This window comes from Streptomyces sp. SPB162 (assembly GCF_029504575.1).
Classification (GTDB): domain Bacteria; phylum Actinomycetota; class Actinomycetes; order Streptomycetales; family Streptomycetaceae; genus Actinacidiphila.
The window spans coordinates 31673-57212 of record NZ_JAQFII010000002.1; the positions used below are offsets into that span (position 1 = coordinate 31673).

Here is a 25540-nt window from a genome sequence, read left to right on the forward strand (position 1 = left end):
TACCAAACACTTGTTAGGGAAGGATCGTCAGGGGAGGACGGAATCCGATGGACCTCGACTTCACGCCCGGGGAGGACGCGTTCCGGGCCGAGGCCCGCTGCTGGCTCGCCGCGCACGTCCCCTCCACGCCACTGCCCTCACTGGAGACCGCCGAGGGCTTCGCCGCCCACCGGGCGTGGGAGCGCGAGCTCGCCGCCGCCCGCTGGTCGGTGGTGTCCTGGCCGGAGGAGTACGGCGGCCGGGGCGCCTCGATCCTGCGCTGGCTGGTGTTCGAGGAGGAGTACTACGCGGCTGACGCGCCCGGCCGCGTCAGCCAGAACGGCATCAACCTGCTCGCCCCGACCCTCTTCGAGCACGGCACCGACGAGCAGCGCGCCCGCGTCCTGCCCGCCATGGCGAGCGGCGCGACCATCTGGGCGCAGGCCTGGTCGGAACCGGACGCGGGCAGCGACCTGGCCTCGCTGCGCTCCACCGCCACCCGTGCCGACGGGGGCTGGCTGCTGAACGGCCAGAAGACCTGGTCCTCCCGCGCCGCCTTCGCCGACCGCGCGTTCGGCCTCTTCCGCAGCGACCCGGCGGCCGACCGGCCGCACCGCGGCCTGACGTACCTGATGTTCGCGCTGGACGCGTCGGGCGTGACGGTGCGGCCCATCGGACGGCTCGACGGTAAGCCCGCCTTCGCCGAACTCTTCCTGGACGACGTCTTCGTACCGGACGAGGACGTCATCGGCGCCCCGGGCGAGGGCTGGCGGGTGGCGATGAGTACAACGGGCAACGAGCGCGGCCTCACCCTGCGCAGCCCCGGCCGCTTCCTGGCCGCGGCCGACCGGCTGACCGCCCTGTGGCGGGAGCGGGCGGACCCGCTCGACACGGAGCTGCGCGACCGCGTCGCCGATGCGGTGATCGGCGCCCGCGCCTACCAGCTCTTCACCTTCGCCAACGCCTCCCGGCTCGCGGAGGGCGGGGACATCGGCGCCGAGTCCAGCCTCAACAAGGTCTTCTGGTCGGAACTCGACATCCGGCTGCACGAGACCGCCCTCGACCTGCTCGGCGCCGACGGAGAGCTCGCCGACGGGGACGGCGGGTGGGCGGAGGGATATGTCTTCTCCCTCGCCGGACCGATCTACGCGGGCACCAACGAGATCCAGCGCGACATCATCGCCGAGCGGCTGCTCGGCCTCCCGAAGGGACGCCGGTGATGCGGTTCCTCCTCGACGCCGAGCAGACCGAGTTCGTCCGCACCCTGGACCGGCTGCTCACCTCGGCGGACACCCCGGCCGCCGTCCGCGCCTGGTCGGCGGGCGACCACGGGCCGGGCCGAGCCCTGTGGGAACGTCTCGCCGGAGCCGGCGTCTTCGCCCTGGCCGTGCCCGAGGAGTACGACGGCCTCGGACCGCTCCCCGTCGAACTCGCCGCCGCCTTCGTGGAGCTCGGCCGGCACGCGGCGCCGGGCCCGCTGGCGGAGACCGTCGCGGTCTGCGCGCTCCTGAGGGGACTCGGCGACCGGGGGCCGGCGAAGGAGTGGCTGCCACGGGTCGCCTCCGGCGAGGCGGTGGTTTCGCTGGCGCCGGCCGGCTCGTACGCCCTCGACGCGGATGCCGCTGACGCCGTCTTCCACCCGGTGGACGACGGCCTGGCCGTCGCGACCGGCCACGGGCCGGTTCGTGCCTCGCTCGATCCCGCGCGCCGACTGGCCCGCCCCACCGGCGGTGACGTGTTCGTCACCGGTGCGGCCGTGCGGGACGCGGTGCGCGCTGCTGCCGACTGGGCGGCCCTCGCCACCGCCGCCCAGGCCCTGGGGGTCGGCCTCGCCCTGGTGGAGCGGACGGTGGCCTACGCGAAGCAGCGGACCCAGTTCGGAAGCGCCATCGGCGGCTTCCAGGCCGTCAAGCACCAGCTCGCGAACGCGCTCGTCGGTCTGGAGTTCGCGCGGCCGCTGCTGTACGGGGCGGCGGTGGCGCTTTCCCAGGCCGGGGGCGCGGTGGACGCGGGCCGCGAGATCGCGGCGGCCAAGGTCGCCTGCGGCGAAGCGGCGTACGCGGCGGCCCGCACGGCTCTGCAGCTGCATGGCGCGATCGGATACACCGCGGAGTACGACCTGTCGCTGTGGATCGGGAAGGCACGGGCGCTGCGAACGGCTTGGGGGACGCCGTCGTCGTGCCGGGCTCGGGTGCTTGCCCGGTAGCCCGGTGCATGGGGGGCACGGCGCCCGGGCCCCTCGCCGCCGCTCGAACACCTGGGCGCCGTTGCCCGCTCCCCGCGGAGTCTGCTGTAGTCCTCTGGTTGCGCTGTGTGGCCAACATGACTGAGCAGGGGAAAATATGAGGCTTCGTCAGCTGTTCGTTTCGCTGGTGGCCGGGGCGCTGCTCGCCACCACCGCCGGGGTCGCCGCGGCGGCGCCGGAGGGTGCCGGTACCGCACGGACCGAATGCTCCGCGACCTTCTTCGCGGGGGACCCCCGACTCGGGCCGGAGGTGCTGCCCGACCGGGGCGCGGTCGGGCGTGAGCTCGTCGGGTACCACCGGACGGGGGGACTGTCCGAGCAGGCGTTCCTGGCGACGTACAACACCGGCACCGGGTGGATCTACCCACCCCGGAACGGTTACGTCCTCGACCCCGACGGCCGGCCCGTCGAGTGGCGGCAGACGCTGCGCCCCGGTCAGGACATCGACCGGTTCGGCAGTGAGTACGGTTCGTTCCTCGCGCCCGAGGGCCTGCCGTACGCCAACCGCTCCATCCCGCCGCAGAGTCTGGACGGCACCCCCGCGGCCGGTTGCAACTACCACGACTACCGCGTCCTGAAAGCGTTCACCGTGGACGCGGGGCCGATCGCGCCCTGGTTCGCACAGCCCGGCCACGGACTGCAGTACCAGTTGGACGCGACTCTCGTGCCCGGCTCCCCCGCCACCCTCAACGTGATGTGGCTGGTGGCCAACGGCTATCTCCAACGGCTCGTCTAGCCACGTTGGTTACCGAAGGTGATGTTGTGGCACCGACGGTAGTTGACGAGCCGCTGTACAGGAGCGTTCGGGCGTTAAACACATGTCGAACGGTCAAAAATCCGCGGGCTGGACGGCGGCGCCAAAGGCGTAATCGAAGGTGACGCTCGGTGACGGATGCCGCGATGAACTCAGCAGATGGCCTTCCGGGACGCCACCGACCGCCTACCGGGCGGTACTCCGCGCCGGCCACCCGGAAGAAAGGCCACCGGTTGGGAGGACCGCAAGGGCCTCGGAGGGGCCATACTGGGGGTAATGACGAAATCAGCCGTGACCCGCCGCCACCTGCCCGCCAGCCCCTTCCGGATTCCGGTCGCCCCTCCCGTCGAGAACTTCGAGGTGGGTGACCGGGTAACGCACGACGTCTACGGACTCGGCCGAATCATCGGTGTCGAGGACGAGGTCGCCGTGCTCGCCGACTTCGGTTCCCGCCAGGTACGGATCATCAAGCCGTACTCGAAGGTGACCAAGCTCTGAGCTTCCTGGCCGCGCCCCGCAAGGTCGCGGCCAGGATCCTCTCCGCCTGCCGCCCTGAGCTCCACAGACCTCAGGGACGGCCTGAATTCCGGCATGCCGTTTGTCGCTCACGGCACGTCGGCCGGTATCCCGACTCGGCACTGTCGAGCCCTCGCACCATCTCTTCATGCCTCAACTCCCCACCGTTCAGACGTGTTCCAGGCCCGTGAAGTTCCCCGGCTCCGGCACGAGTTTTTCCGTGTGCGCGCGGCCCGCCGACCGGTTCAGCGTGCCAGCGAGGCCCCGTCGCCCATGGCGATCACCGGGTGGCTCCGGGGGTCGAGCGCGCGCAGCAGGTCGACCATGTGTGCCGCGGACAGGCTGACGCAGCCGTGCGTCGGACCGCCGTGGTCGACGTGGATCCAGATGCCGCCGCCGCGCGGACTGCCCAGTGGCTGCCTGCCGTCCAGCGGTGAGGAGCCCGGCACGCGGTTGTAGTCGATCGCGATGACGTAGTCGAAGGATCCGCCCAGCGCCTCACCGCGGAACCCGGTGCCGCCCGCGGTGAAACCCTGTGAGCGGTGGTACGGCAATCCGCTGCCCGGGTCCGCTTTGAAGCCGCCGGCGTCGCTGAGGGTGAAGATTCCCACGGGGCTGTGCAGATCGCCCTCGTGGTGCGTGCCGGTCCAGCCGCGCAGGGCGTTGTGCGCGGGCCAGGCGGAGCCCGCCCGCCACCGGCCGTCGGCGGCCCGGGTCCACAGCGTGACGGTGGAGTCGGACGAGTCCTTCGCCCGGCCCGAGGCCAGCAGCACCTGGCGGGAGGCGGTGGGGATGGACGCCAGCGTGGCCGGGCCCAGCCCAGCTATCGACGCCGACTCCCGGCCAGGCCCCTGGCCGGGCGCGGTGTCCGCCACGGGCGCCGGGGGCCGGGGGTCGTCCCCGCCGATGACGGCGGGGACCGAGTCCGCCCGGTCCTGCGACCGGGGGCCGAAGACGTCGACCGGTCCGATGGAACCGACCCCGCACCAGGCGGCGGCGGTGGCCAGCGCCAGTACCGCCGTCACCCCGGCCAGGGCGGCCGTCCGACCCGAGGCGCGACGGGGGGCCCGGTGCGCCGCCCGGTGGCGGCCATGACCGGATCGTGTCGGGAGCACTGTGACGGGCCTCACGGGCAGCCATACTGGCAAAGTCCGGGAGCGATGGGGCCAGCCACGCCGACATCCGTCCCAGATGTCACAACCCGTCCCTCGTGCCGCCGGGCCGTCACTGATGAACAATCGCACGATGGACGAGACCCCGCAGTACGACAGCGCCTCCGACGACCGCGACCGCGACCCCGCCGGGCGGGCCCGCAACGCCCGGCCGCGCGACGGTCTCGGCCGTCCGCTGCCCTACGGGTCACCCGGCGTGGAGCGGCAGCCCGAGGGGGTGCCGCGCTCCCCCGGCCAGTCGCTGGCCGAGGCCCAGCGGCTGCTCGACGCCGGGATGCCGTTCCACGCCCATGAGGTGCTGGAGGACGCCTGGAAGGCCGCCGACGAGCCGCAGCGCGCCCTGTGGCGCGCCCTGGCCCAGCTCGCCGTGGGGCTCACCCACGCCCTGCGCGGCAACGCGTCGGGCGCGGCCTCCCTGTTGCGGAGAGGCGCGGAGGGCATCGATCCTTACAGGGAGGCCGCGCCGTACGGCATTGACATCGCGGGCCTCGCCGACTGGGCCCGTGAGCTGGCGGACCATCCCGGCTCGGCACCGGGCGCCCCGGCCCCGCGCCTGGTGGGAGGCGCGTAACGGTTTTGGGCGCCCGGCCCAAGGACAGACGTAAGGCATCGCTCGTCTGTTCAAGGAGTCGTTTGTGCCAGCGGAGCATTCGATACCGCCACCCCCGCCGCAGTCCCGGCTTCTTCTCAGAACGCTCATACAGCTCTCTCACAGGGCTCTCACACTGGCCCGGGATGATCAGGTCGACCGGGGCGACGAGAGAGGACCCGCCGCATGGAAAAGCGTCCGCGGCCCCTACGCGGTGAAACGGTTCGTCTGTCCCGCCTGCTGGGCAGGACCTGGGTCCTGGTCATGGCATGGCTGACCGTCACGGTCGCCGGAACCGGGGTGGTCGTCGCGACGGGCGGGACGCCGTTCGCGGCCTCCGAGGCGGCGAGCGGGCCGGGTGTGTTCGCCGGGCTTCCCGGGGTCTCGAACACGGTGCACGCGACCGCGAGCGTCAAGCAGGTCGGCGCGCTCTTCGACGGCGGCTTGTCCGGCGGCCACTTCTGCACGGCGAGCGTGGTGCGCAGCGCCGGGAAGAACGTCGTGGTGACCGCGGCGCACTGCCTCAGTGGCGGCACCGACGGCACGGTCTTCGTGCCCGGCTACCACGACGGCGAGGCGCCGTACGGCGTCTGGCCACTGCAGGGCGTCACGCTCGCCCCGGGCTGGACCAGCGGCGCGGACCAGGACCTCGACGTGGCCTTCGCCGAGGTGGCGCCGTTGCACGGACGCGAGGTCCAGGACGTCGTCGGCGGTTACACCTTCGGAACCAGTGGGAGCCGTGACAACGACGCGGCGACGGCGACCACCGTGCGGATCACCGGCTACCCGTCCACCGCGGACGCCCCGCTCACCTGCTACAACGACGTCACGGCGTACTCCGCGGACCAATTGCGGATCGCCTGCACCGACTACACCGGTGGGACCAGCGGGAGCCCCTGGGTCACCGGACTGGATCCGGAGTCCGGCACCGGGACCGTCATCGGGGTGATCGGCGGGTACCAGGAGGGCGGCGACACCGCGGACGTGTCGTACAGTCCCGCCTTCGACAGCGCGATCGGCGCCCTCTACGAACAGGCCGTGAAGTCGTCCGAGTGAGGTGGGACGTCGGCTCCGGGCCCCGGACAGGTCCGCGGGGCCCGGAGCCGACGCTGTCAGACGGCGGGCTTGAGGGCGGCGCCCGCCAGCATGGGTGCGCCGGCTCCCAGCCCGTCGACGTCCGCGTCCGCGTCGGGCCGCCACACGGTCACCGGCGTGACGCCGGGATCGATCAGCTGGAAGCCTTCGAAGAGCGCGGTGAACTGCTCGGTGCTGCGCCAGATGACCTCGCTGACCGCGCCGCCGTAGGACTTGGCGACGTTCGGCGCGGCCTGCGGCACCTCGTCCGCGCCCGCGTGGGAGAGCACCAGGTAGCTGCCGGGCACCAGGCGGTCGGTGAACTGCCGGATGAGCGCGAGCGGGTCGTTCTCCTCCGGCACGAAGTGCAGCACTGCGCCGAGGATCAGTCCCACCGGCTGGTCGAAGTCGATGAGCCGCACGGTGTCGGGCGCCTCGAAGATGTCCTTCGGCTTGTACAGGTCGCCCTGGAAGATCGCCGCGCGCGGTTCGTCGGCGAGGATCGCCCGGCCGTGGGCGACGGCGACGGGGTCTATGTCGGTGTAGACCACCTTGCTGTCGGGCGCGGCCGCGAAGACCGCGTCGTGCACGTTGTGCTCGGCGGGGATGCCGGATCCGACGTCCAGGAACTGTCGGATGCCGAGCCCGGCCAGCTCCCGGCCCGCCCTGCGAAGGAACGCCCTGTTGGCCCGGAAGGTCTTGGGGAGCGCGGGGTTGGCCTCCTCCACCTGCCGGGCGACAGCGCGGTCGACCTCGAAGTTGTGGGTGCCGCCGACCCAGTAGTCGTAGACCCGCGCGATGCTCGGTGTCTCGATGTCCACGTCGGACGGTGCCCAGCTCGGTCGCTCCACGTCGCTTCCTCTTTCCGTTGTGTCGGGGGCGGTATGTCAGGTGGGGGCGTTGGACCGGTCGCTGCCCGGGTCAGCCGTGCAGGACGGGCAGTTCCTCGAGCCCGCGCATCATCAGGCTGAAGCGCCAGCGCAGTTCGCCTGGCTCGACCGCGAGGCTCAGGTCGGGGAAGCGCGCGAAGAGCCGGCTGAGCACGATGTGCCCTTCGAGCCGGGCCAGCGGCGCGCCCAGGCAGTGGTGAATGCCGTGGCCGAAGGCGAGGCCCGCGGTGGCGCGGCGGGTGATGTCGAGCTCGTCGGGCTCCTCGTAGTGCGAGGGGTCCCGGCCGGCGGCGCCGATGGAGATCGTGACGAACTCCCCTTCGGGGATGACGACTCCCCCGACGTCCACCGGCTCCGTGGTGTAGCGCCAGGTCGCGTTGGTGACCGGGCCCTCGAACCGCAGCAGCTCCTCGACGGCGTTCGGCCACAGGGAACTGTCGGCGGCCAGTTTCGCCCGCTGGTCCGGGTGCGTGAGCAGCGCGTAGGTCCCGTTGCCGATGAGATTGACGGTGGTCTCGTGGCCGGCGACCAGCAGCAGGAACGCCATGGCCATCAGTTCGTTCTCGTTGAGCCGGTCGTCGCCCTCACTGGCGTTGACCAGGTCGGTGAGCATGTCGTCCGCCGGGTTGGCCCGCTTGTCGGCGATCAGCGCCCGCAGGTAGTCGACCATCGCGACGCTGGCGTCGCGCACCTCGTCGGTGCCCACTCCGGAGACCAGCAGGTTGGACCAGCGGCGGAACTCCGCGCGGTCGTCCGGCGGCACTCCCAGCAGCCAGCAGATCACGGTGAACGGGACGGGGAAGGCGAGCGCGTCCATGAGGTCGGTGCGGTCCTGGAGGGCGATGGCGTCCAGGAGTTCGTCGACGAGTTCGACGATCCGCGGGGTCAGCGCCTCGACCCGGCGGGTGGTGAAGGCCCGACCCACCAGGCGGCGCAACCTGGTGTGGTCGGGCTGGTCGCTGTCGAGCATGTGCTCGCTCAGTTCGTGGGCGAACTGCCGGCGCGAGCCGGCCTCCTTGAGGAACTCCTGGCGCTTCTCCTCGTCGATGAAGTTGCGCGGGATGAGTTCCTGGCCCTTGCGCATGTCCTTGCTCAGCCGGGGGTCGGCGAGCAGCGACCTGGCGTCCTCGTAGCGGGTGACCAGCCAGGTCCGCAGTCCGTTCGGAGTGGCCACGGGTTGCGCCGGCGCCTGCCCGCGCAGATCGGCGAGCGCGGCGTGCGGCTCCTGGAAGAAGTCCGGCGTGAACAGCTCTTTCACGCTGGTCGGTGATTCCGTCCGATCCACGACGCGGTTCCCCTCTTCGGTCTTCGGCGTTCCTGACGTGGGCGTGACGGCCCGGTGCGGGCTCATCGGCCTGGCTCCACCATCACGGGTCGGTTTCGAGCGGCACTCGCGCCGGGCTGTAGCGGCCCCGCGCGTGCGGGGACGCGGGAATGCCCTGCCTCCCGTGGCCGCGGGTGGCAGGGCACTCGATCCGTGCGGAACGGTGGTTCAGTGCTGGTCGGCGCCTTCCTTCTGCTCGGCGGGGGCGTCGCTGTTCCAGGTGCGCAGGGGGATGTTCTTGAGCAGCGCGGAGAGCACCAGTCCCACGGCGAGCACCACGGCCGCGGTGACGAAGACGGGGGTGAGGGAGGCCGCGTACGCCTGCTCCACCGCCCGCCGTACCGGCGCGGCGAGGTGTTTGAGGACATCCGCGTCCGACAGCGAGTTGTTGTCGGTGGTGCCGAGCGCACCGGCCGGGACGCGCTGGGTGAGTTCGTCGGTGAGGCGGTTGTAGAAGAGCGCCGCGAAGACGGAGATGCCGAGCGAGGCACCGAGCATCCGGGCGAACGAGACGGTCGCCGAGACCGCTCCGATGTCGTCGCGCGGGGCGGTGTTCTGAGCGGCCATGGTGAGCACCGACATGTTGAGGCCCGCCGCGATGCCGAGCAGCAGCATGTAGCCGGTGGCCATCACGCGCGAGGTGTCCGCGTCCATGGTGGCGAGCAGCAGCGCGGAGACGATGCCGATGGCCATGCTCGCCGCCGGGTACCACTTGTAGTTGCCGGTGCGGTGGATGATGCGCGCGCTGATCATCGAGGAGGCGACCAGGCCCAGCATCATGGGCAGCAGGATCACCCCGGACATCGTCGCGCTGGCGCCGGTGACGACCTGCAGGAAGAGCGCGAGGAAGTTCACCGAGCCGACGAAGACGAAGCCGGCGACGATGCTCACGACCGCGGCGATGCTGAACGTCGAGTCCTGGAACAGGTGGAGCGGGATGACGGGTTCGGCGGCCCGTTTCTCGACGAGGATGAACAGGGCCGTGGCGACGACGATCACGACGGCCAGGCCGAGGATCGGCGCGGAGCCCCAGGCGTAGCGCACTCCGGCCCAGCTGGTGAGCAGGGTGAGGGCGACGATGGCGGCGCTGAGCAGCAGGAAGCCGGTGTAGTCGATCTGCGGTCGGCGCGGCCGGACCGGCAGTCGCAGGAAGACGGCGACCAGAAGAAAGGCGAGGGCCCCGACCGGCAGGTTGATGTAGAAGACCCAGCGCCAGCCGAGTGCGTCGGTCAGCACGCCGCCGATGGGCGGCCCGGCGAGTGCGGCGCCGGCGAACGCGATGGAGAAGTAGCCGTAGTAGCGGGCTCCTTCGCGCGGGCTGAAGAGCTCGCCGATGACGGAGAGCACGGAGACGAACAGGCCGCCGGCGCCGATGCCCTGCAGAACACGGAAGGCGAGCAGCTGCTCGATCGACTGGGCCCAGCCGCAGGCCGCGGAGCCGACGAGGAAGATGCCGATCGCGACGAGGAACACGCCCTTGCGTCCGAACAGGTCGCCGAGCTTGCCGTACAGGGGCGTGGTGACGCTGCTGGCGATGATGTAGGCCGTCGCCACCCAGGCGAAGACGTTGAGGCCGCCGAGGTCCCCGACGACACGGGGCAGCGCCGTCGCCATGATCTGGGCGTCCAACAAGGCCAGGAAGACCGCGGTCAGGCAGCCGAACATGATGAGACCGGTGCGGGGAGGCGGACCGGTGGTGCCGGCCGGCGGGGGGCCGGACTCGTTCGCGGTGTCGTTCACGGGTGTGCCCTTTCGTGGGGCGTGGCCCCGGTGGCCGGCCCTTCCACGGGGGAGGTCGGGCCGGCCGCCGGACTCCCGGCCCGGTGTCCCGCTGCAGCCGGGGGCTGGGGCGGGACGCCGGTCGGGGAGCTTCACGAGGTGCGCGGGGACGGGGGTTACGGGATGAGGACGACCTTGCCCAGCTGCGAGCGGGCCTCCATCAGCTCGTGCGCGCGAACGGCGTCCTCGAGGGGGAGGCGCTCGTGGATGATGGGCTTGACCTTGCCGGAGCTGATCATTTCGAGCAGGTCGCGCTGGCCCGCGGCGATGACCTCGGGCTTGTAGTAGAGCAGCGCGTACAGGGCGAAGCCCGCGATGGTCTTCATCCGGCTCAGCGCGAGGATGTTGATCTCCGGGACGTTGCCCGCGGCCGATCCGTAGAAGACCAGCCGGCCGAAGGTGGCGGTGAGCCGGACGCTCTTGAGGAGGATGTCGCCGCCGACCGTCTCCATGACGACGTCGGCGCCCTTGCCGCCGGTGGCGGCCTTGACCTGCTCGTCCCAGTCCTCGTCGGTGTAGTTGATCGTGACGTCGGCGCCCAGCTCGCGGACGAAGTCCAGCTTGGCCTGGCTGCCGGCGGTGGCGATCACCTTGCCGGCGCCCATCGCCTTGGCGATCTGCACCGCGAGGTGGCCGACGCCGCCGGCCGCGGCGTCGATCAGGACGGTCTCACCGGGCTTGAGCTGGCCGGCCTCCTTGAGCGCGTGGTACGCGGTCTGGGCGGGGCTCGGCAGAGCGGTCGCCTCGGCGGCGTCCAGGCTGTCCGGGATCTTGATGAGCCAGTCGGCCCGGGTGGTGCAGAAGTCGGCGTAGGCACCGGTGTCGACATCGCCGACCACCCGGTCGCCGATCTGCACGTTCGTGACGCCCTCGCCGAGCGCCTCGACGGTGCCGGCGACGTCGCCGCCGGGGGCTCCGGGCAGCTCGGCGTGGCCGCCGATCGGCACGCCCTGCCGACGCTGGACCTCGGCGAAGGTGACGCCGATGGCCTCGGCGCGGATCAGCACCTCTCCCGGGCCGGGCTGCGGCTTATCGGCCTCTTCGACACGCAGCACCTTGGGGGCTCCGTGTTCGTAGTGGCGGACGATTCGCATGGTGTTCTCCCAACTAGGAAGTCTTGACGAGTCCCCGGCGTCTGCCGGCGACTCCGCCCAGGAAATCGCGTGCAAGTACATGCTCTCATGCACATGTATGCGTGTCTACAATGTATCCGCGACAGCGCGGAGTCGTACGGCCCCCTTCTCCTGGAGCCGTCCGCGCCACCGCGGCGCACGGGTCACGTGCACCCAACGGTCCCACCCGCGCCTTGAATTCACCTGGACCGGGTCTGGACCGCGCCACCGCGGCAGCGCGCTCCGTATGCGTGACGCCGTACACGTGCTTTCAGACAGGCAGATGCGGTCGCGCACCCTTCGTCAGCGCCTAGCATGGAGGGATGACCTCCGAGAGCGGGACCAAGAAGGCGCAGGCCGGAGCGCTGCTGGACGCCGTGGGCCCGGCGTTCTCCCGCGCTTGCGGCGCACCGCGCTGCTGGATGTCGAGAACCCGGTCTCGCGCAAGGACATGACCAGAACCCTGGTGCTCGCCCTCGTGGAGGATCCGGCCGACGTCCCCGGCCAGGAGACGACCGTCGGGGTGGTCGCCGAACGCCTCGCGGTGGACCCGTCGGTCGCCAGCCGGATGGTGTCCGACTGCATCACGTCGGGGTACCTGGTCCGTGCCGCCTCCCAGCGCGACGGCCGTCGCACGATCCTGGAGCTCACCGCGGAAGGCGTCGAGATGCTGGCGCGGTTCCGCCGGCACCAGCGCGAGGCGTTCGAACACATCACGCGCGAGTGGAGCGAGGACGAGCGACTGCACTTCGCCCGTCTGCTGATCAAGTACGTGGACGCCGTCGCCGACCTGCGCCCGCCCACCCGGTAGCGTGCCCGCCGGCGGGACCGACGGGCACACCATGTCGGGCCGGGTCATGTCAGGCCAGGTCGCCCCACGTCACGGGGTCGGCAACCCGGCCTGCTCCAGCGCCAGGTAGTCGACGACCTCCCAGTGCTCCGCCACCTTGCCGCCCGCGATCCGGAACTGGTCGCAGGTGCGCATCTCCAGGACCTGGTCCGAGGGCCCGCCACCGCTCCAGGCGCCGGTCAGCGTTCCGCGCCACACCACGAAGACCATGACGCGGTCGCCGTCGGCCACGATGTGCTCGACCGTGGTCGTCAGGTCGGGGAACGCGGCGATGTTGTCCGCGAAATACGCCTTGAAGGCGTCGAGTCCGGCCGGGACCTGGTCCGTCTTGAGATTGTGATGGGCGTAGTTCTGGTGGTAATACGTCTCGGCGAGATCGAGCCGGTGCTCGCTGAACACCTGGCGGTACGCCCCCAGCACCAGCGCCGCGTTGGCCTCCTCCAAGTCGGTGTGCGGCCCGACCAGGCCCGGGCCCGCCGGCTGACCGCCCGGCGCGGGCCCGATCCCCAGCGGTGCGAGCACCGACTGGTCCACCACGTCCCAGTGCTCGGCCACCTTGCCGTTCTCGAGACGGAAGAGCTCGGCGGTGTGCAGCGCTTGCGTCGTCCCGGAGCGGGTGCGGCCCCGCCAGGTCACGAAGAGCATGACCCGGTCGTTGTCCGGCACCAGGTTCTCGACCGCCACCTCCAGGTCGTCGAACTCCGCAGCGATGGTCCGCCAGAAGCCGACCAGCCCGCCGCCTTGTAACGTGATCAGCGGATCGTGCTCGACATAGCCGGAGCGGATGCGCTCCGCCGCCTCCTCGAACCGGCCCCCGGCCAGCAGCTCCTCGAAGAGCTCCCGCACCACTTCCGCGTTCCCCACCCTTGTCGGCGTAGCGCCGACTATGTATCCGACTGTCATGATTTTCCTGCCTCCCCCGTACCGATGGAACATGTTGGTCGTGCTCAGGTCTTCAGCTCGTAGGTGGACCAAGAGGAGTCCGCGGCGAAGCCGAGCTTTCCGTTGAGTGCGACGATCGCCGCGTTCTCCGTCTCGTTCCACGCCTGGACCAGGGCGAGCCGCGGGTTCTCCCGCGCCGCCCAGGCCGTCGCGAACGCCTTGGTCAGCGTGCCGAGTCCGCGGCGGCGGTGGTCCGGCAGGACCAGCACCTCCCCGGCATCGGCCATCGGACTGTCACGGACGTAGAGGGTGCTGTAGGCCACGACCGCTCCGGTGCCGTTCTCGACGGCCGCGGCGGTGTACTGGCGGTGGCCGGTGCGGGCCGCCTCCTCCTCACGGGCGCGCACATCGGCCGCGGTCGGTGCCGCGATCCTGGCCTGGCCGTTGACCTGGACGTCGAGTTCGCCCCAGGCCAGCGCGAAGGAGTCCACGAGGTTTCCGGGGCAGCCGCCGAGCCAGAACGCGAGGTGGTAGCCGGACGCCTTCCGGTCCGCGTACCCGTCCAGCCGCGCCCGGACCGCCTCGTCGAGCCGCAGCCGGTTGCGCAGATTGGTGACGGTGCGCCGGGCACCGACCGCGTCCGCGAAGCTCTCGGAGGCGGCGGTGTGCGGGGCGTCCAGCAGCAGCCGGCCGCGACCCCGGTCGGCGAGTTCGGTGCGGGCCGCCTCGATGAGCAGCCGGCCCGCGCCGCGGCGCCGGAACCCCGGGAAGACCCAGAGGGATCCGTGCCCCGCGTCGGCGGACTCCGCCAGGTCCAGGCCGAGTTTGAGCGAACCCGCGACCCTCCCGCCGTCGAAGGCCGCCAGCACCACTCGGTCCGTGCCGTGTCTGCGCTGCAGAAGTCGGGCCAGCAACGCCTCGGTCACCGGCGGATCGTCGGGTAGTTCGAGGCTCATCGTCTCCCGGAAGCCGGGGAGGAGAGCGGCGATGGTGGCCGGGTCGTCCCCGTCCAGGCTGCGGATTTCCATACCAATTATTTACCCAGCCACTTCCATCGTTTTCATCGAGGCCCACTTGAACGCGGAGTGGGGCCCGGAATTCCGGACCCCACTCCGTCACCGCGTCACCACGTCGCCGCACTCACTCCACGGCCACGGAGATGGCCATGCACCGGGCAGACCCGCACCGCTTCGTGCACCCTCGGGTCTCCCGCCCCGTCCTCGCTGCCCGCGATGACCCCGCTGACCCCTTCGTCGTCCTGCTCGAAGACGCCGGGCGCGGTCATGGTGCACAGAGCCGCTCCCACGCACCGCTCACTGTCGACGCTGACACGCATGGCATGCCTCCCTCACCAGGTCACCGGAAGTTCTTCCACCCCTTGCAGGACGAAGGCGGGCTTGCCCCGCACCTCGCTCGCGGGAATCGCCAGCCGCAGGTTCGGCAGCCGGGAGAAGAGCCGGTTCAGCGCGATCTCCATCTCGGCCCGCGCCAGGTTCTGCCCGATGCACTGGTGGATGCCGAAGCCGAACGCGACATGCCGTCCTGCCGCCCGCCGGATGTCCAGCTGGTCGGGGTTCTCGAACGCCGACGGGTCGCGGTTCATCAGCATGTTGGAGACGATGACGCCTTCGCCCGCCTTGATGAGCTGCCCGCCCACCTCAATGTCCTCCGTCGCCACCCGGGGCAGGGTGTCGCCGATGGACGTGAAGCGGAACAGTTCGTCGACCGCGCCCGGCAGCAGCGCGGGATCCGCGCGCAGCTCGGCCAGTTGCTCAGGGTGTTCCAGCAGCGTGAGCACACTGATGCCGATCATGTTCGCGGTCGTCTCGTGGCCCGACACCAGCAGCACCGTGGCGATCATCGCCAGTTCGTTGCGGTCCACCGCGCCTTCGAGCAGCCGCTGGGTGATCAGTTCGTCCAGCAGCCCGTCCCGCGGGTCGGCCTCGCGCTCGCCGATCAGGTCGTACAGGTACTGCAGGATCTCCCCGAAGGCCTGCTGCGCCTGCGCGGCCTGCTCCTCACCCGACGAGGAGAGCACGTGCCGCGAGCGTTCCGCGAAGTAGTCGTGGTCCTCGTACGGGATGCCCAGCAGCAGGCAGATCGCCTTCGAGGGCAGCGGCAGCGCGAAGTCCGCCACCAGGTCGGCGGAGGAGCCCTGCGCCGTCATGTTGTCGATCAGCGTGTCCGCGATCTTCTCGATCTCCGGCCGTAGCGCGTTGATCCGCCGGATGCCGAAGCCCGGGATGGACATCCGCCGCTGCCGGGCGTGCTCAGGGTCGTCCACGCCGATCAGCGGCGTCGCCCGCTGGCGCTGCGCCTCAATGCGCGGCGCCATGAGCGGGAAGTCGGGGTTGCGGACGTCGACGGACAGCCGGGGGTCCGGCAGCAGCGCCCGGCCCTCGGTGTTCCCCGCCACGACCCAGGCCGTACGCCCGTCGAACAGCGTCACGCGGGCCAGCGACCCCTGCTCCCGCAACTGCTCGTAGCCCTCCGGCGGCTGGTAGGGGCAGGTGCGCTGCATCGGGTAAGCGGGGGCCTCCGGCTCGATCTGCCGGGTGTCGGCTTCCGCCATGGTCTACCTCCTGTGTGTGGGGCCTGGTGGCCGAATTGCGGACTGATGCGGCAGGTGCCCCGAAACGGCTCAGGATCCGCCGGTGACCCTGACGGGCCTGGCCGTTGATGTTGCCGTTGGCGGCCGAGCCGAGGAACACGATCGTGTTGGCGACGTCCTCCGGCGTGGACAGGTGCTGGGAGGCCAGCGTCTTGGCCTTCGCCTCCAGCATCGGAGCGGGGGCGTTGCGCAGGACGGTCTCGGTGAGGGTCTGGCCGGGGACGACCATGTTCACCAGGATGTTCTCCGGCCCCAGGTCCCAGGCCAGGCTGCGCAGCAGCCCGTACAGACCGGACTTGGCCGCACCGTACGCCCCGCCGCCGACCATCCCGGCCTCGGCCAGCCCCGCGCCGAGCATCACCACCCGGCCCCACTCACGCCCGCGCATCGCGGGCAGTGCGGCCTGCAGCGTGTGGTAGACGGCGTCGACGGAGGTCCGCAGGACCTCCTGCCACTGCTTGACGGGGACGTCCTCGAAGGCGGGCATCGGCCGGCCCGGGCGCGGGATGGCCTCCCCCCACACGACGGCGTTGTTCACCAGCACGTCGATGCCACCCCAGGTGGACACCACCTGGTCGACCGCCTCGCGGATCACCCGCTCCTCGTTGAGGTCGTAGCGGACGATCAGCGGGGTACCCCCCTCGGCGGTCACCTGGACCGCCGTCTCCTCGGCGCCGGCCAGGTTCGAGTAGTAGGTGATCGCGACCCGGGCGCCCTCGGCGGCGAAGGCTCGCGCCGTCGCGCGTCCGATCCCCGAGGAGGCCCCGGTCACCAGCACTACCTTGTCGCGCAGATCGGTCTTCATCCGGGACAACCCGCTTTCGTGGTCAGGGCAACGGCGGTGGTACGGCAGCGCGCCCCGCGAGTGGCGCTCGAGCCCGAGCATCGGGCCTGCGGCTCGAATCACGGTCAACTGCGGGCGGGGCGCCGGGCGCGGACTGCACGACGGTTCGACCACTCCTCAAGACCGTCCTGTCAGCGTCCTGTCCGACCGCCCGCGGGGTGGAGCGGAGCCCTGACCGGGGCCAGCCGAACTGATGGAGGACAGCTGCGATGAGCGAAGCGAGCGGACGACTGGTCGGTACGTGGACCACCGAACTCGACAACGACGGCGAGCCCACCTTCGGGCTGGTCTCCTTCTCCGCCGACGGCGGTGTCACCTCGACCCAGACGAACACCAAGAACATCGGCCTGGGCAACTGGGCGCTCACCGGCGAGGACACCTTCGAGTACAACTTCCACATCCTCGCGACCGACGAGGCGGGCAAGCTCGTCGGCGAGGCGCACATCAACGTCGAGGGCGAGTTCGTCTCCGACACCCGCTGGGAAGGGCTCGGCGGCGCGTCGTTCTACGACCCGCAGGGCAACCGGCAGCGCGGCCACGGCGGTTCGAAGGTCGTCGCCGTGAAGTACGGCATCGACAAGTAACCGGAACCCGACCCGGCTCAGCCCCTGTCCCGTGCGAGCACCGGCGTGCGCGGCGCCGAGCGGTCCGCTGTCTCCCCGCACCGTTCCCGGGAGGAACGAACTTTGGCCACAGAACAGACTCTGCTCCGCGCCGCCCCCGGCTCCGCCGGATGGGAAGGACTGCGCTCCTTGCTGCGCGGTGACGTCGTCCTTCCGTCCGACACGGGTTACGACCTCGCGCGGCAGTTGCAGAACAAGGAGTACGACGTCATCGGTCCGCAGGCCGTCGCCTACTGCGAATCGCCGTACGATCTGCGCGCCTGCGTGCGCTTCGCCCAGGAGCACGACCTGCCGCTGCACACCCGCAGCGGCGGCCACAGCTTCAACGGCTGGTCCACGGGTCCGGGTCTGGTCGTCGACCTGTCCCGGATCAACCACGTGCTGGTCTGCAACGGCTCGGTCCGGCTCGGCGCCGGCACCCAGTCGGTGGACGCGCTCGACACGTTGAAGTCGACCGGCACCCAGCTCGTCACCGGCACCTTCCCCACGGTGAGCGCCGGCGGTTTCCTGTCCGGCGGCGGCCTCGGCTGGCAGACCCGCAAGTTCGGCGTCGGCAGCGACCGGGTCGTCTCGGCCCGTGTGCTGCTGGCCGACGGCCGGGTGATCCGCTGCTCCGCCACCCACGACCCGGACCTGTACTGGGCGGTGCGCGGCGGCGGGGGCGGCAACTTCGGGATCGTGGTGGACTTCGACGTCCGCCCGATCGACGCGCCGCTGCTGGTCGGCTACGACACCATGTGGGACTTCGGCCAGGCCGCGGACGTCCTGACCGCCTGGCAGGAGTGGTGCGCGAGCGCCCCGAACGACCTGGGCTCCTCCCTCGTCGTGCTGCCGCAGATGTTCAGCCCGCACGACGCGCCGATCATCAACGTCTGGGGCGCCTACCACGGTGCGAAGGACGAACTGGAGACACTGCTGGATGAGTTGGCCGAGCGGGTGGGCGTCCGGCCGGTCAAGCGGACCGTGGGCGAACCCCTGCCGTACAGCGAGGTCATGCACGAGCGGCTGTGCGACGACAAGTCCGTCGCCCAGTGCCACCGCACCGGCCACAACCCGCTGGCGATCGGCCACCGCCACCCCTTCACCCGGCAGAGCTACGCGCTCACGAACCGGCCGGTGACCCGGGACGAGGCGAACCGGCTGCTCGACGCGTGGGACCCGCTGCGGGACAACGAGCGGTACCTGCTGTGCATCGCGCTGGGTGGCGTGGCCAACGAGGTCGGCAGGACCGACACCGCGTACGTGCACCGCGACGCGCAGTTCCTGACGGGTTATCAGATGGCGGTGCGCGAGGACGTGCCGGCGCCGGAGACCGTCGCGGACATCACCGCCTGGGCGGACGGCGCCTCGGCGGCGCTCGCCCCGATCGCCGGCGGCGCGTACATCAACTTCCCCAGTTCCCGGACCCCGGAGAACTGGGGCGCCGCGTACTACGGCGAGAACCACCCCCGGCTGCTCGACATCAAGCGGCAGTACGACCCGGAGGACTTCTTCCGGCATTCGCAGAGCATCGGGAGCTGAGATGACCCTGGACCACGACCACGACCACACGACCGATCCGAACCCGGCCCCGCACGGCGCCGGCAGCTTCGACCTGCGGGACAAGCGCATCCTCGTCACCGGCGGCTCGCGTGGCATCGGGCGCGGCATCGTGCTCGCCGCGGCGCGGGCCGGAGCGCAGGTCGCCACCTGCTACCGGCAGCCCGGCGACGCGGTCACCACGCTGGAGGCGGAGCTGTCGGCGACCGGCGGCAAGCACCTCGTGCTGCGCGCCGACGCCACCAAGGCGGCGGACATCGAGGAGATCGCCGACGCCTGCGAGGCCCGCTTCGGCGGTCTCGACGCGATCGTCAACAACGCCGGCACGTACGTCCCGACGCCGTACGCGGAGCTGGACGCGGCCCAGTGGGGCGCCACGGTGGACGGCAACCTCACCGCGGCACACCTCGTCATCCACCGCTCGCTGCCCCTGCTGGCCCCCGGCTCCTCCATCGTCAACATCGGGTCCACGGTGGCGTTCATCGGCATCGACGGCGGCGTGCACTACACCGCCGTCAAGGCGGCCCTGGTCGGCCTGACCCGCTCCCTGGCCCGCGAACTCGGGCCCCGGGGCATCCGGGTCAACACCCTGTCGCCCGGCCGGATCGACACCGAGGCGATGGACGACCTCCCCCCGCAGGTCGCCGCGTTCCAGCGGAAGATGTTCTCCTCCTTCACCGCGCTCGGCCGGCTCGGCAGCGTCGAGGAGATCGCCGGATCGGTGCTGTTCCTGCTGAGCGACCTCTCGACGTACATCACGGGTCAGAACATCCACGTCGACGGCTGCGTGTGAGCCCCGTCGGCACTGCGGAGGGACAGGGAACGTGGGAATCTCGCTGACAGGCAGGAAAATCCTGGTCACCGGTGGCAGCCGGGGCATCGGCCGCGGCATCGTGCTGGCGGCCGCGGCGGCCGGGGCCGATGTGATCACCTGCTACCGGCAGGAGGGGGAAGCGGTCGAGTCCCTCGTCAAGGCGCTGGCCGACACCGGCGGCGACCACCATGTGGTGCGGGCGGACGTGCTGGAGATCGCCGAGATCGACCGGCTGGTCGGCGAGGCCAAGGAGCGCTTCGGCCGGCTCGACGGCGTCGTCAACAACGCCGGTGTCATCAGCCACGTGCCCTTCGGGGAACTCCCCGCCGAGGAGTGGTCCCGGGTCCTCGACTCGCACGTGACGGCCGCGTACCGGGTGATCCAGCAGGCGCTGCCGCTGTTCGGCGAGGGTGCCTCCGTGGTCAACATCGGCGCTCGCGGGGCCGCGGCCGGCATCCCGCTGCGGGCGCACTACACGGCGGCGAAGGCCGCGATGATCGGACTGTCCCGGTCGCTGGCCGTGGAGCTGGGCCCGCGCGGCATCCGCGTCAACGTCGTGGCCCCCGGCATCATCGAGACCGAGGCCTTCGCGGCGATGCCGCAGGAACGGGCCGACGGAATGCGGGCGATGTACTCGAAGAAGACCGCCCTCGGCCGGCTCGGCACCGTCCCCGAACTCGCGGGCCCGGTGCTCTTCCTGCTCAGCGACCTCGCCTCGTACCTCACCGGCGAGACGCTCAACGTCGACGGCGGCATCTGACCGCGCACGGCCTGCGAGGCCCCCGCCGCGTGCCGGCGGGGGCCTCGCGCGTCCGGTCTCCTCAGCCCTCCGGCGGTGTCGCGAGCAGGCCCAGCGCGATCAGGTCGTCGACGGGCTCGTGGACGCTGCAGGAGCCGACGGACGTGAAGGCGGAGCGCACCCGCGCGATGCCGTCGGCGCCCAGCCGCTCGACGCGGTCCTGGACCGTTCCGGCCGTCCGCTCAGCGAGCAGCGCCGTCACCGTGTCACTGCCGGCGCCGTCCAGGGCCGCTCCGGTGGCCAGCAGGACGTTGAGGAACCCGTGGTGCTCGAAGCCGGTCGCGGGGTCGGTGTGCCGCAGGGCGTGGTGCAGTCCCGCGGTGCACTTGAAGGCCAGTCCGCGGCTCGCGCACGTCACGATCGCCCCGGCCAGCTCCGCCTCGCCCGGGAACGCCGCGGCGGCGGTGCCGCCGGTGCGCAGCTTGGCGTGGTGCCGGCCCCGCGGCGAGGGCGTCGGCCACGTCCGGGCCGAGGGCGCCGCGCGGTACCTCCACGTGTGCGGTGACGTCCGCGGGCAGCTCTCGGTCCAGGACGGCGAGCGCCTCGCCGATCGCGGCGCCGTCGGGCAGCGCGATCTCCACCGCCGCGAGCCGGGTGCCGGGCACCTTCGCGAGCAGGTCCAGCGCGGGCGCCACTGCCCGGGTACCGCCGGGCACGGTCAGCCCGATGGGGATGACGTCGTCGCCGGGGAGCGCCGCGATGGCGGCCGCGAGCTCGCCGAGCCGGGGGGCGGGGAAGACGAAGGGGCCGACGAGCTCCGCGAACCACGCCGTCCGGTAGCCGAGGTGCGCGGGCAGCGCCCGCGGCAGCGGCACGTCCCCCGGCGGGAACAGCGCGGCGTCGTCGATCAGTCCGGACCATGCGGTGTTCATGAAAAAGCGGCCTTCCCTTGGGATGGCCCTGCCGCCACCCGCGTGGAGGGGACCGGCGCGCCCGGTCCCCTCCAGCGATCTCAGCGGTTCAGCTCACCTTTCGTCAATCCTTCAGGAGATTGAAGTTACTGGTGGTGACCGCGCCCTTCTTGATCTTCACGGTGGTCGTGGTCGGTTGGTAGCCGTCCTTGGCGATGATCAGGGTGAGCGGGTTGTTGCGGACGTCGAGCCACAGGGCGTACGTGCCGTCCGTGCCCGTCTTGAGCGTGTAGTGCGTCGCCCAGGTGTTGATCTGGACGGTCGCGCCCGCCAGCGGCGTGCCGGCTCCGGTCACCGTGCCGGTGATCTTGCCCCAGGTGGCCGGGGGCTTGACGGTGAAGGTGACGCCTATCGGGTCCAGCCGGTAGGGGGTGTCACTGGTCAGCGCCAGCGAGGCGTGGAACGTGCCCGGCTGGGTGACCTCCGGGACCGTCGCGTCCAGCGTGACGGTGAAGGAGACCGTCGCGCCCGCCGCCACGGTCAGCGTGTCCGTACTCTCGCTCAGCCAGCTGACGTCGGCGCTGTCCGACTGGTCGTAGCCGGGCAGCAGCTCGGCCGTCTTGACGGGCGTCTGGCCCGCGAGGCCGCCGATCGCGTAGAAGCCGGGTCCCGCGCCGCCGCGGTAGACCGACGCGTTGGCGTTGGGCAGCGCGCTCCAGGTGTTGTCGGCCGGGTTGTAGGCCCACGCCTGGTTGGTGATGGCCGCACCGCTGTTGATGGCGCCGCCGGCGATCAGCAGGAGCCCGTTGGCGGAGGTGTACGACGTGCCCCACTGGTCGGTGGGCTGGTCGGCGATCGGCGACCAGGCGTCGGTCGCCGGGTTGTAGACGTAGCCGTGCTTGACGGTGCCCGCGTCGGTGGTCCCGCCGGAGCAGTACAGCTTGCCGCTGATGGCGCCGCACGCCTCCCAGGAGATGGCCTCCGGGTAGGCGGCCGCCGCGGACCAGCTGTTGGACGCCGCGTTGTAGACCGACACGTCGGTGGTGCCGCAGACGGTCGCGGTGCAGCCGCCGACGACGTACAGCTTGTCGTTGACGACGGCGCTGCCCGAACCGGCGTACGGCTTGGGAGTCGCCGCACCGGTGGACCATGCGTCGGTCGCGGTGTCGTAGACCTCCAGCTTGGCGTCGGGGGCGCCGGAGGCTCCCCAGCCGCCGGCGACGTAGAACTTGCCGCCGATGACCCCGTGGGCGGGTGCCTCACGGGTGTCGGCCGCGGAGGCCTTCTTGGTCCAGGTCCCCGCGGTCGTGTCGTAGGCGTACAGGTCGCGGGTGTCCGCGGCCCCGGTGAAGCCGAAGCCGGAGTAGACGGTGCCGTTGGCGACGCCCACGACGTTGTCGCCCGTCGTCACCGGCAGGTCGGCGATCGACTGCCAGGCGGTGCCGGCCGCGTTCTGCGCGGCGGCGGCGGTCCGCCCGCCCTTGTCCGACTTCAGGGACAGCTTGGTGGTGCCGCTCTTCACGACGTTCAGCGGGGCGCCGCCGGTCTTCGCGATGACGAAGTCGCCCGCGGTCTCACCGACCTTCAAGGTGGCGGGGGCGGTGCCGGTGTTCTTCACCGTCACCTTCTGGGTGGCGGTGCCCTGCCAGGCGGCCGTCTTGTTGATGGCGCCGGGGGTGACCTGGAGCCGGCCCGCCTTCAGGGCGAGGTCCGCCCCGACGGTGCCGTCCGGCGGCACGTTCGCGGTCGTGGAGGCCTTGGAGTAGCCGGCCGCGGAGGCCGCGAACGGGTGCTTGCCCGTCAGGTGCGAGAACAGCCAGTAGAAGCCGTCACCGAGCGCCGGGTCGTCCGGCGTCGCCGCGGTCGTGGTCTTCTCCGCCGGGGCGTCGACGCTGGAGACCGTCGCGCCGTTGACGCCGGTGTGGGTGTTGGCGTCCGTCACGTTGCCGACCACCAGGCCACCGGGGACCGGGTCGTAGGAGCGCTGGCCGACGAAGACGTTGTCCAGCTCCCACCAGTAGGCCCAGGTGCCGGAGTAGTGGAAGCGCAGCCGGACGTCGCTCTTGCCCGCGTAGGCGGTCAGCGGCAGGTCCACGTGGGCCGGGCCCAGGACCGAGGTGGTCGTCTGGTGCCACAGGGTGGTCCAGGTGGTTCCGCCGTCGGCGCTGACGTCCACGTCGGCGGTGGAGTTGGAGTAGCCCTTGTACTCGGTGTCGAAGCCGACCACCGGGCCGGTCTTCCCGGTCAGGTCGAACGACGGGGAGATCAGCTGGCTGTCCTGGTGCTTGCCGCTCCCGAGGTGGTCGCTGTCGATCATGGCGAAGCCGCCGGTGCCACCGGTCTTGTTGGTGCGCTTGCCGGCGTCGTCGAAGCCCCAGCCGCCGGTCGTGCCGTCGGCGTTGGCCACGCTCCAGCCCGCGGGCGCGCCGCTGGTGGCGTCGAAGGGCTCGGTCGCGCCGTTGAGGTGCACGGCGTAGCCGGGCGCCTGCGCGGCGATCTCGTCCACCGGGACGGCGACGTTCACCGTCTGGTCGGCGGTGCCGACCGCGACGACCTTGTCCACCGGCTTGTAGCCGGTGTAGGCCGCGGTGACGTGCAGGGTGTACGAGACGCCCTGCGGCAGCGTCAGCTGGTAGGCGCCGGTGACCGGGTCGGTGAAGACCGGGCCGCCCGGTACGCCGTTCACGGTGATCTTGGCGTAGAGCGGCCACCCGTGGCCGGATCCGTCGGCGATCTTGCCGGATACGGTCTGGCGGGGCACCGCGTCCAGGGCGAACGACTGGGTGACCGTACCGCCGTCGGTGAGGACGACGGAGGCGACGGTCTTCGTGGCGTAGCCGTAGGCGCTCGCGGACACGTCGTAGCTGCCCGGCGGGATGTCGAGCTGGTACGCGCCGGCCGCGTCGCTGACCGCGCTGTGGTCACCCGCCTTGACCTGCGCTCCGGCCAGTGGCGCGCCGGTGGCGTGGTCGGTGACCGTACCGGAGATCACGCCGTGCGGTCCGCTGCGGAAGGCGTCGAGGCCCTTCGGGGTACCGAGGCCGGTCGGGCCGTCGTAACCGGTTCCCGCGGTGCACAGGTAGGACGGCGTGCAGCTGCCGTTGATGCCGGTGGTCACGTCGTTGAGCGCACCGGGCTTCGCGTACGGGTACGCGTTCGGGTAGGTGCCGGCGCCGGGGGTGCCGGCCGCCGCGTAGACGCCCGCGATGATCGGCGAGGCGGCGCTGGTCCCGCCGTACACCGACCAGCCGGTGGCCCCGTAGGTCTGGTAGACCGCGACGCCCGTCAGCGGGTCGGAGACCGCGGAGACGTCGGCCACCGCGCGCTTGGCGCAGGGCGTGTCCGTCTGGAAGGCCGGCTTGGGCTCATAGAGCGAGCACCCGGAACCGGGGCCGCCGTACGAGTTGTGCCAGACCGACTCCGCCCAGCCGCGCCCGCTGCCCGCGTCCCTGGCCAGCGCGGTACCGCCGACGGCGGTCACGTACTGGGAGGCCGCCGGGTAGCTGACGCCGTAGTCGCTGTCGCCCGAGGAGGCCACGATGGCCACGCCCGGGTGGTTGTAGTACGGGTCCATCGCCGTCGTCTCCGACGGGTCCTCGCCGCTGCCGGGCGTCGAGTCGTAGCCGGTGCCGTACGAGTTGGAGACGTACTTGGCGCCGAGCGCGACCGCCTGGTCCACCGCCGCGCCGAGGTTCTCGAAGCTGGGGTCGTCGGCCTCGACCAGCAGGATGTGGGCGTTGGGCGCGGCCGCCGACACCATGTCGACGTCCAGCGAGATCTCACCGGCCCAGCCGGTGTCGGGGGCCGGGTAGTCGGTGCCGCCGCGCTGGCTGACCTTCTTGAAGCAGCCATTGGCGGTGGTGCAGGCCGGGAGTCCGTACTGCGCCCGGTAGACCGCGAGGTCGGCCTCCGCGGTGGGGTTGTCGTAGGCGTCGACGATGGCCACGGTCTGGCCGGCCCCGCCGTCGGCGGGGAGCGCGTAGGCGCTCTGCAGGTCACCGGGGCCGAACCCGTTCGGGGTGGCCGCGTTGATACCGACGGTGCCGCGCAGGTCGGTGCGGCGCAGTGCGAAGCAGCTGAACTGACCGGGTTTGGCGGCGCCGCACTGGGCCGTGACATCGGGCCGGGCGGAGGGTGCTGCCGACGCCGTCGCCGCGGCGGGCAGTTGGAGGCCGAGCAGGGCGACGGTGGCGGATGCGGCGGCGGCTATCACCGACGCCACACCTCTGCGTCTTCCGGGCCGCCGCTGTAGGGGTATACGCAAAGCAGGACTCCTGGAATCTGACCGGAGCC

The 25540-nt window shown here is 71.5% G+C and carries 24 protein-coding genes; 11 read left to right on the top strand and 13 right to left on the bottom strand.

What is annotated here, in order from left to right; genetic code table 11:
- Positions 1-47 precede the first annotated feature (47 nt).
- The 4 genes from M2266_RS30175 (at position 48) to M2266_RS30190 (ending at position 3476) form a co-directional block, all read left to right on the top strand.
- Positions 48-1199: an acyl-CoA dehydrogenase family protein gene (locus tag M2266_RS30175; protein ID WP_277441461.1), complete on the top strand. Its 1152-nt coding sequence runs from the start codon at positions 48-50 to the stop codon at positions 1197-1199.
- Positions 1199-2185, top strand: a complete 987-nt coding sequence (locus M2266_RS30180) for an acyl-CoA dehydrogenase family protein (RefSeq protein WP_277441462.1) — start codon at positions 1199-1201, stop codon at positions 2183-2185. Before M2266_RS30175 ends, M2266_RS30180 begins: the two co-directional genes overlap by 1 nt.
- A 136-nt stretch (positions 2186-2321) precedes the next feature.
- The gene (locus tag M2266_RS30185; protein WP_277441463.1) at positions 2322-2960 is read left to right on the top strand and encodes a TNT domain-containing protein; all 639 of its coding nucleotides are present in this window, start codon (positions 2322-2324) and stop codon (positions 2958-2960) included.
- Between the two features lie 294 nt (positions 2961-3254).
- Positions 3255-3476, top strand: a complete 222-nt coding sequence (locus M2266_RS30190) for a hypothetical protein (protein WP_138354203.1) — start codon at positions 3255-3257, stop codon at positions 3474-3476.
- A 263-nt stretch (positions 3477-3739) separates the two neighbouring features.
- Here the strand turns inward: M2266_RS30190 and M2266_RS30195 are convergent, their stop codons facing one another.
- On the bottom strand, positions 3740-4519 hold the full coding sequence (locus M2266_RS30195; RefSeq protein WP_277441464.1) for a L,D-transpeptidase family protein: 780 nt from the start codon (positions 4517-4519) through the stop codon (positions 3740-3742).
- Between the two features lie 220 nt (positions 4520-4739).
- On the opposite strand from M2266_RS30195, the gene M2266_RS30200 reads away from it, so the two are divergent.
- Positions 4740-5237: a DUF309 domain-containing protein gene (locus tag M2266_RS30200; RefSeq protein WP_277441465.1), complete on the top strand. Its 498-nt coding sequence runs from the start codon at positions 4740-4742 to the stop codon at positions 5235-5237.
- Between the two features lie 282 nt (positions 5238-5519).
- The gene (locus M2266_RS30205; RefSeq protein ID WP_277441466.1) at positions 5520-6311 is read left to right on the top strand and encodes a trypsin-like serine protease; all 792 of its coding nucleotides are present in this window, start codon (positions 5520-5522) and stop codon (positions 6309-6311) included.
- Between the two features lie 56 nt (positions 6312-6367).
- Here the strand turns inward: M2266_RS30205 and M2266_RS30210 are convergent, their stop codons facing one another.
- The 4 genes from M2266_RS30210 to M2266_RS30225 all read right to left on the bottom strand — a co-directional run bounded on the left by M2266_RS30210 (position 6368) and on the right by M2266_RS30225 (position 11416).
- Positions 6368-7180 carry an SAM-dependent methyltransferase gene (locus tag M2266_RS30210; protein ID WP_277441467.1) on the bottom strand — a complete coding sequence of 271 codons (813 nt, stop codon included), beginning with the start codon at positions 7178-7180 and terminating at the stop codon, positions 6368-6370.
- 70 nt (positions 7181-7250) lie between these two features.
- Positions 7251-8570 carry a cytochrome P450 gene (locus tag M2266_RS30215; RefSeq protein ID WP_277441468.1) on the bottom strand — a complete coding sequence of 440 codons (1320 nt, stop codon included), beginning with the start codon at positions 8568-8570 and terminating at the stop codon, positions 7251-7253.
- Positions 8571-8711: 141 nt separating this feature from the next.
- On the bottom strand, positions 8712-10283 hold the full coding sequence (locus M2266_RS30220; protein ID WP_277441469.1) for an MDR family MFS transporter: 1572 nt from the start codon (positions 10281-10283) through the stop codon (positions 8712-8714).
- Positions 10284-10438: 155 nt separating this feature from the next.
- Positions 10439-11416 (bottom strand): NADPH:quinone oxidoreductase family protein, encoded by a 978-nt coding sequence (locus tag M2266_RS30225; RefSeq protein ID WP_277441470.1) that lies wholly within the window; start codon positions 11414-11416, stop codon positions 10439-10441.
- A gap of 418 nt (positions 11417-11834) precedes the next feature.
- Between M2266_RS30225 and M2266_RS30230 the strand changes: the two genes are divergently transcribed.
- Positions 11835-12245 (top strand): MarR family winged helix-turn-helix transcriptional regulator, encoded by a 411-nt coding sequence (locus tag M2266_RS30230; RefSeq protein WP_277441471.1) that lies wholly within the window; start codon positions 11835-11837, stop codon positions 12243-12245.
- A 69-nt stretch (positions 12246-12314) separates the two neighbouring features.
- On the opposite strand, the gene M2266_RS30235 is transcribed toward M2266_RS30230, so the two are convergent.
- From M2266_RS30235 to M2266_RS30255, 5 genes are all read right to left on the bottom strand, one after another.
- Positions 12315-13148 carry an ester cyclase family protein gene (locus M2266_RS30235; protein WP_277441472.1) on the bottom strand — a complete coding sequence of 278 codons (834 nt, stop codon included), beginning with the start codon at positions 13146-13148 and terminating at the stop codon, positions 12315-12317.
- A gap of 83 nt (positions 13149-13231) precedes the next feature.
- Positions 13232-14194, bottom strand: coding sequence for a GNAT family N-acetyltransferase (locus M2266_RS30240; RefSeq protein WP_277441473.1), 963 nt, complete (start codon positions 14192-14194; stop codon positions 13232-13234).
- Between the two features lie 95 nt (positions 14195-14289).
- Complete coding sequence (locus M2266_RS30245) at positions 14290-14502, bottom strand: ferredoxin (RefSeq protein ID WP_277441474.1); 213 nt, start codon at positions 14500-14502, stop codon at positions 14290-14292.
- A 12-nt stretch (positions 14503-14514) separates the two neighbouring features.
- Complete coding sequence (locus M2266_RS30250; RefSeq protein WP_277441475.1) at positions 14515-15582, bottom strand: cytochrome P450; 1068 nt, start codon at positions 15580-15582, stop codon at positions 14515-14517.
- Entirely contained in the window at positions 15485-16582 is a 1098-nt protein-coding gene (locus M2266_RS30255) for an SDR family oxidoreductase (RefSeq protein ID WP_277441476.1), read from the bottom strand. The genes M2266_RS30250 and M2266_RS30255 overlap by 98 nt, the downstream gene beginning before the upstream one ends.
- A 248-nt stretch (positions 16583-16830) precedes the next feature.
- On the opposite strand from M2266_RS30255, the gene M2266_RS30260 reads away from it, so the two are divergent.
- The 4 genes from M2266_RS30260 to M2266_RS30275 all read left to right on the top strand — a co-directional run bounded on the left by M2266_RS30260 (position 16831) and on the right by M2266_RS30275 (position 20357).
- Entirely contained in the window at positions 16831-17205 is a 375-nt protein-coding gene (locus M2266_RS30260) for a hypothetical protein (RefSeq protein ID WP_277441477.1), read from the top strand.
- Between the two features lie 102 nt (positions 17206-17307).
- Positions 17308-18765: an FAD-binding oxidoreductase gene (locus M2266_RS30265; protein ID WP_277441478.1), complete on the top strand. Its 1458-nt coding sequence runs from the start codon at positions 17308-17310 to the stop codon at positions 18763-18765.
- Position 18766: 1 nt separating this feature from the next.
- The gene (locus M2266_RS30270; RefSeq protein WP_277441479.1) at positions 18767-19576 is read left to right on the top strand and encodes an SDR family oxidoreductase; all 810 of its coding nucleotides are present in this window, start codon (positions 18767-18769) and stop codon (positions 19574-19576) included.
- Positions 19577-19607: 31 nt separating this feature from the next.
- Positions 19608-20357 carry an SDR family oxidoreductase gene (locus M2266_RS30275; RefSeq protein ID WP_277441480.1) on the top strand — a complete coding sequence of 250 codons (750 nt, stop codon included), beginning with the start codon at positions 19608-19610 and terminating at the stop codon, positions 20355-20357.
- A 61-nt stretch (positions 20358-20418) separates the two neighbouring features.
- Here the strand turns inward: M2266_RS30275 and M2266_RS30280 are convergent, their stop codons facing one another.
- The 3 genes from M2266_RS30280 to M2266_RS30290 all read right to left on the bottom strand — a co-directional run bounded on the left by M2266_RS30280 (position 20419) and on the right by M2266_RS30290 (position 25460).
- On the bottom strand, positions 20419-20598 hold the full coding sequence (locus M2266_RS30280) for a hypothetical protein (protein WP_277441481.1): 180 nt from the start codon (positions 20596-20598) through the stop codon (positions 20419-20421).
- A 4-nt stretch (positions 20599-20602) separates the two neighbouring features.
- Complete coding sequence (locus M2266_RS30285; RefSeq protein WP_277441482.1) at positions 20603-21268, bottom strand: hypothetical protein; 666 nt, start codon at positions 21266-21268, stop codon at positions 20603-20605.
- A gap of 103 nt (positions 21269-21371) precedes the next feature.
- Positions 21372-25460 (bottom strand): carboxypeptidase regulatory-like domain-containing protein, encoded by a 4089-nt coding sequence (locus tag M2266_RS30290; RefSeq protein WP_277441813.1) that lies wholly within the window; start codon positions 25458-25460, stop codon positions 21372-21374.
- Positions 25461-25540: the final 80 nt, after the last annotated feature.